This window comes from Crocosphaera sp. Alani8, assembly GCF_038442745.1.
Classification (GTDB): domain Bacteria; phylum Cyanobacteriota; class Cyanobacteriia; order Cyanobacteriales; family Microcystaceae; genus Crocosphaera.
In genome coordinates, this window is record NZ_JARVCN010000182.1 from 1 (window position 1) to 6721 (window position 6721).

The 6721-nt window shown below is 39.6% G+C and carries 5 protein-coding genes; all 5 read right to left on the minus strand.

Going from position 1 to position 6721, the window contains the following annotated elements; genetic code table 11:
- Positions 1 to 41: 41 nt before the first annotated feature.
- The gene (locus P9B04_RS11845) at positions 42 to 443 is read right to left on the minus strand and encodes a hypothetical protein (protein WP_342055195.1); all 402 of its coding nucleotides are present in this window, start codon (positions 441 to 443) and stop codon (positions 42 to 44) included.
- 56 nt (positions 444 to 499) lie between these two features.
- On the minus strand, positions 500 to 985 hold the full coding sequence (locus tag P9B04_RS11850; protein ID WP_342055196.1) for a class I SAM-dependent DNA methyltransferase: 486 nt from the start codon (positions 983 to 985) through the stop codon (positions 500 to 502).
- Positions 986 to 1245: 260 nt separating this feature from the next.
- Complete coding sequence (locus P9B04_RS11855) at positions 1246 to 4335, minus strand: plasmid replication protein, CyRepA1 family (protein ID WP_342055197.1); 3090 nt, start codon at positions 4333 to 4335, stop codon at positions 1246 to 1248.
- Between the two features lie 626 nt (positions 4336 to 4961).
- Positions 4962 to 6218, minus strand: a complete 1257-nt coding sequence (locus P9B04_RS11860) for a DUF3991 and toprim domain-containing protein (protein ID WP_342055198.1) — start codon at positions 6216 to 6218, stop codon at positions 4962 to 4964.
- The gene (locus tag P9B04_RS11865) at positions 6188 to 6634 is read right to left on the minus strand and encodes a hypothetical protein (protein ID WP_342055199.1); all 447 of its coding nucleotides are present in this window, start codon (positions 6632 to 6634) and stop codon (positions 6188 to 6190) included. Before P9B04_RS11865 ends, P9B04_RS11860 begins: the two co-directional genes overlap by 31 nt.
- Positions 6635 to 6721 lie beyond the last annotated feature (87 nt).

Below are 6721 nucleotides of genomic sequence, written 5' to 3' on the forward strand. Positions count from 1 at the left end.
AGGGTTAGTCTAATTTGATATGTAAAGTTTTCTAAAGACATTCAACATTTCTGCCCTTGTAGTTCGGTGACCTTTTCTATTAGCTGATTCGTCCCTTCTGATTCCTCTTGACGCTTAATGCTAATCTCGGTTTGAATAATTTCCTGTACCTTAGCTTTCAGAGCCATAAACCAAGCGGCTGCCTCAGTCTCTAGCTCTTCTAGGGTAAACGGTTTGACCAGTAAATTAAGTTCATCTGTGGGAATCAGCAAATCTCCTGCGGTTAAGGCAGTCGACGGATTAACATCTCCTTTGATGGTCGATTCCACTACAACCGGTGTCTCTTCCCCTTGACTCTCTTGGGAAATAGCTGGCACAGTCACTCCCCAAACCATCGCCAAGATTCCAGTGGCGATCGCTAATCGCTTTCTAAACTTTTTGTTCCTTGAAATTGAAAAATTCATTACTTTTGAATCTTTGGTATTGAGTTGATGAAATTAGGAATTTTAGACCTGACTCGCTATTTAATGACTTCATACACCCAGACATTATAGAATAGCTTTTCTGTTGCTTTAGGCCACATAGCAAAGGGTTCTGTTTGTTCTAATAATTTCCAGTGACCAGAGATTTCAAGACTCTTTTGTTTGTCTGGAAATTCACTGGTTTCGTAATAGTCAGTACGTAAGGTAAAGATAATGATTCCCCCTTTTCGGGTAATACGAATCAGTTCATCAAAGGCACTACTTGGGGCGTGACCTGGGGCAAAAACCCCTTTTGCCATAATCCCTTGATAACTATCACTGGCTAAGTCTAAAGGTTGTCCTAAAGTCCCTTGATACAATTCATGATAAACGTTCTTTTTACGGGCTTCTTCTAGCATTTGCCAGGAGATATCTAAGGCATCTACATGATGATAACCTTGTTGATATAATAGCTGTCCAACTAATCCAGTCCCTGCCCCAACTTCTAGAATTTTGGCATCGGTTGGAACTTCAAATATTGACACTCTTTTTCATACACATCCAGGGTTAATTTAAGCAATTGATTTTTCTTCATGTAAGGAAAACCTTAACAACAACAATCTTTACAACGGAAATCCTAGAGTAATCTAGCTTTTTAATCTTACATCCAAAATTGACAAGATAACAAGAATTGGGAAAAACTGGACATAATAAATTAATCCCTCTAATTTCTCTGAATTGCCATTGGGACATTAACCAAGTCATCTCTAATAATTAAATAATTATCTATACAGGGGGTGACTCATTAAGCAGCTTCATTCATTGAGTTAGCCTCATCCCGTTTCAACCATCGCTCAAATATTTCGCCCCGTTGATCTGGGTTGACATTACACCCTTTATAGATCCTCACCTGTTTACCATTGCGTCGTTTCCGTCCCACAGAAATAAGCTGTAAATCTAATTTCTTAAGGAAGCGTTGAGCAGCACCAATGGCCGAATCGTCCGGATGGCCAACAGAAAAGCCAAACACCGTTTTAATGTCAGACTTCATCGCCGGGGTGGAGATCATCTCATACCACTCTTCTAATGAATGTTTATCAAACTCCGCATCAGGATCTAAGAACTGAAAAATATCCAGATGCTTCAACAAAAATATTTTAGCAGCAAGAGAAGATTTACAAAGATCCGGTTTGAATAACTCCCCATTATCCGACTGCTCTTTCAGCTTTAAAAGATTACGCTTTTCTCTATCCTTTAAATACTGATTACCAACGGTTGAATAATAAAGTAACTGTAACTTAGTCAACCATCCTTGATCATGCTTTTCTACCATTGAGGGACTAACCTCTTCAGTCAGATAACAACGACTAATTTCTGCTTTCTTTAAGGTTTCTTCTTCGGCTTCGGTTAAGTCATCTCTTTCTTTCCATTCCTGATAGGTTTTATCCTCAAGCTTCGGAGATGAGGACACCCTATCTGTGTGATTACCATAATTTTCTTTCTTGACCTCTTTCATACTTTCTGACACTGCTTCCATCTCTTTTTTAGAGATACATTTCTCTTGTAATTCATAGCCTAATCCTTCTAACTTCTTAATCAGATTCTTAGAAAAATGGTAATTTTGATGATTGAGAACCACAGCCCGTTTAGCCCATGCTAACAAAGAAGGTGCGCAGGTTTTAAGGTCATCGTTTTCTTCGTAAAAAACCACATTATTCGCTTCAGTAATGCCCATACTTTGTAAGAGCTTAATTTGTGCCGAAGCTAATTTATGAGTGGAGGAGAGTAAAGATTTAACGTCAGTTGACCCATTACCAATTTGATTAGGACTAAAGCTTTTAGTCCATAAATATCTCGGAACATTACTCCTAACCCGTTGCAGGGTTTGAATCACTGCATCAATAGTTTGAACCCCATGACTTAATACATAAACCGAGTCAAAATGGTCACAGTTAATACTCACACCGGTTTCGATAACAGGGGAACAAATAACAATATCAAATTTTGGAAAAACCTCATTTAATTTATCAATACACCCCTGAGCAGGATGAGTTTTATCTTTAACGGATGGCCCATCTACTCTTAAGATTTTTAAATCAGGGAATTTCTGTCTTAAATAGGCTTCTAAGTTACGAGTTCCCCACTTACTTCCATAGGTTTGTCCGTCGGTATGAACAATGACTTTATGTCCTTTTTTGAGATTGTTTTCTAATTGTTTTAGAAGTCCTGACGGGTTTTTCCCTTTCAGATGAAAGAGGAGACGTTTAAGATCCGGAACATAGTCATTTTTAACAATAAACTTAGGCACTTGATAGCCGATTAATTGTTCAATATAATTAATGCTAATGGAACACAAATCAGCATCAGCAATGAAGATTTTTCCTTCATTAGACATAGCTGCCCTTTGTAAGAGTTTCTTGAAGTTGGTGAGAATTTTGACCCTGTTTTCTCGACAAGTTCCACCATTTAATAAATGCCATAAAACTTGTTCGACTTCATCGATAACCACCACCACATCTTCCCACTGGGGATGCTCAGGGTCAAAAGGTTTATATTTAGCTTTGTTATGGAGGGAATCGATACATAAAGCATAGCCAAATTGTCCTTTACCTAGCTCGTTTTTATTGATTTCCGTTCGATAATCCATACCAAAACGACGGGCTAATTCACGGGCTAATTGTTCCCGATGAACAATAACAATGACTTTTTGTTGGTTGTCTAAACACTGTTGAACTTGATGGGCTAACCATTCTGTTTTACCAGTACCATGTAGGGATTGGACTCCAATAAGTTTGGCATTTGGGGGGTATTGTAGGCTATTGGGGATAAATTGTTCTTTAATGGTTAGGTCGGGAAAGAGGGTGAGGATACCTTTTAATTTATAATCAGTTAAGGATAAACGGCTGTTATAGACGCTTTCAAAGTAATCTTGCCCTTTGGAGTAGATGAGGTCATCAACGCCCTTCTCAGGGGCATTCCACTCCACTACCTTAACTTGACAACCGGCTTTGCTAAATAAACCTCCTAATCGTTCGGTGGCTTTTTTGACGGTGATACGGGTTTTTAGTTTTTCATCTTGGTCAAAGCAGATGTTAATCTCTCGATCTTTGGTGGCAAATAGGGCTAATTGGGGGATGAGACGGGGTAAACCGATTGTATTGCCGAATTTGTCTTTTTCAGTGGGACAGCCATTCCAGATCCCAGGAATGCTAATGGCTGCTATACCAATACTAAGTAAGGCTCCGGCTTTTTTGGCTCCTTCGGTGATGCAGATGGGGAGGTTTTGGTCAATGACTAGGGGCCAGAAACCTTTGTCTTCTGTCTCGATAAAATCAAGTAATTTGATTCTATCGAGATTATTTAATTTTCTAGAGGATTTTTTATATTGATGGTAAGCATATTCGGCGTATTCTTTCCCTAAGCCGGCTTTCCTGAAAACGTTTAAGCCAATACGGTATGTTACCCGTAGGAACATGGCCTCGGTTGGGATTTTGGGTGGGGCTTCATATTTAATGATCTTCTCTTTGGAGATCGTTTCACCACCAAAACCCTTATCCCCTTTGACTTCGGTGATGACTCTGGGGGTATCAGATTTGAATTGACCCCATAATTGTTCTTCTCCGGTGAGTGGGTTAACGCCATTTACCCACCATCCCCCATTATCTAAATGTGAATATTTATTAAGATACCCTGATGTCAGTCGCCCGGTATTTAGACGCTTGATGTCGTCGCTATAGAACAAATACTCATAAGGGGTGTTGCCCGATAGGGATTTGACGTTTAGGGCGATGATAGCAGGAGCGACGGCACTCTCTAGCCATTCTTGGTAGTGTGGGGCTTGAATGTGAGCGAAAGTTTGATTTTGGTTTTGTTGTGTCCCTGTGTTTCCTTTCATTGGTGCTTTCCGTGAGTGTTGGCGAAAGCTACCCATACAGGGAGGATGCTGTCTTATTTAACGTTTAGTGTTGAATGTCACTGTTAAACAGTAGAAACTACCTTCAAAGGATTGCCGATGGTAGATTGTAGATTTAAGATTAATTGTTGATGCTGGAAATCTTTAATCTCCAAAATCAACAATTAAGCGACAAAACTTTAAGAGATAATAGGCAATTTCCTGACCCTGGCTAAAAAGCAAGGGCTTATCTTTTGTTGTCTCTGAAATCTCCAAATTTCGTTCAAGTAGTTAACTTTTGTCATGACAAATGACATATAGGTGTTGTAATGCTACACTAAAATTAATAAAATGAAGACAGTAACCCCCTGTGGCCCCCCTACAGTTTTTTCTCGTCGCCAAACAAGATTTTTGAACTGTTGGGAGGGTAGGGTTGCCCTCAGCTTTTAAAACTTCATCAAACTATCTAGGGCTTTACACCGTTTCAAGTTTTTCAAAGCCTAAAAGCTTTTTATAGGTTGCGTTGTCTGGGAAATGGTCATGCTTGGAGGCAGAGACTTTCCCTTATCCTTAAATATACCGAATAAGGAGACAGAAAGCCAGCCCAAAAAATTAATGGTGATGGGTGTTTAGCGAGACAATCCCCGTCCTCTGCGTTTTTGACTTTCTTGCTGTTCCCTTTGCCGTTGAATTTCAGCCATTAAAGCCTCATTCCAATCCTTATGCTGTCTAGGGACTATCCGATTAATTTGAGCCGTTGATGGAGCAAGATTCCTTAATTCCTGTTCCATTGCCTGACCAGCTTCATCATTATCAGTAGCAATCATAATCTGTCCTCCTTTATTATGAAACTTTTCAAAAACCCCTTTAAGTAGGGTTTTCTGCTTATCTGATAAAGTGCCACCAGTAGCAAAGTAACGGGTAGTATCATCTCTGAACAGTTGATGATAACTTAAGCAGTCCAGGGGACTTTCACAAATAACCAGCGTCGTATCATCTTTGGAACCATTAGAAGCCCATAGCCCCTTGATACCCCTCTTAGAAAAGCTCTTAAAGTCCTGATTACGCAGTTCATAGCCACAAACCCCCTCACGGTCTACATGGGGGAAAATAACATTATTACGGCTGTCAGTGTAGATTCTGCCTTGAAATCTAGGGTCATTGCTGGTCTGTTGACTGATACCTCGTTGGGTTAAATAAGGATGAGTTACTATTACTTGGAACCCTTCAAATTGAGTAATGATTTTATGTCTATCGGGGGTACTTGGGGTTAGTAATGGTGTTGTTTGTTTAGGAGAATAAGGAGGATTAGAGGGTTCATTGATCCAGGGTCTAAGTTCCTTTCTGACTTCCCCTAAATTAAGGTTTTTTCTATTCTGAATAAAATCAATGATTGAGCCACTATCTTTATTATCATTAACGGATGAGTAAAAATAGTGACCATCGGATTGATTAAGTCCTACTAATATTTTATCACCTTCGGGATTTTTAAGAACAAGACAGTTAACAGAACTTTTCTTTTTATCGATACTGTAACCATTAGCTTGAGCATAATCAGCGAGGTTAATATCGGTTTTAAACTTATCCAGTTCTCTCTGTTGTTGTTCCTTTATTCTTCTAAGACGTTCATGATGTCTTGATAAGCGTTTTCTAACTCGTTTATTCTGTTCGATAAGTTGTTGATTGTACTGTTCAATGAGTTGACTTGTTTGGATAAGTTGGTTATTTGTTTGGTCTGTTGAGTCATTAAGTTGTTGATTAATTCCTGTTGTTGTTTCTTGTCCTTCTCGTATTGAATGGCAAAGTTCTTGAAGGTTTCTAAAAGTTCTTTCTCTAGTGGGGTCATCGTCTTCATCTACAGCTTGATACAGGGCTTCCCTTTGCATTTCCAGTCGGTTTTGTGGGGACTGTTGGGGGGTAGGATTATGAATTTCCCCTGGTTGGTTTGATACAGTTCGATGCCCCAAGTCTCCTGTTTGAGTTGGTTGAGGGTCGCTTTGTTGGTCTGAATCTGTTGAAATTGACTGGTTAAATATTGACTCATCCCCCAACTGCCTCCCAAGGTACCCACTAAGGTCAGAAGAAAAGTCGCTGCCGGTAGATAAGCTACCCATTGCGACCACATTAGGACTTGTTTGGTAATTTGCCCCGTATTTTTGTCGATGGAACTCAGAGCGTCTTTGAATGTGTGCCGTGAGTCTTGCTGAAATTGTTGTAAGTGCTGCTGTCGGATCTGATTGGCTTGGTGTTTGTCCTGTTCGAGTTTCTGTTGTAAGTTCTTCTCCAAGTCGCCAAGATGCACTATAAATTCCTCCTTTTAATCTGATACGTTTATCTAGCCTGTATTATTCATGAAGAAAAAACAAAACCTAAAAAATAAGGAATTGGC

Coding starts and splice junctions, on each gene's coding strand:
- P9B04_RS11845 (WP_342055195.1), bottom strand. CDS start 443: ATGAATTTTTCAATTTCAAGGAACAAAAAGTTTAGAAAGCGATTAGCG.
- P9B04_RS11855 (WP_342055197.1), bottom strand. CDS start 4,335: ATGAAAGGAAACACAGGGACACAACAAAACCAAAATCAAACTTTCGCT.
- P9B04_RS11860 (WP_342055198.1), bottom strand. CDS start 6,218: ATGCAAAGGGAAGCCCTGTATCAAGCTGTAGATGAAGACGATGACCCC.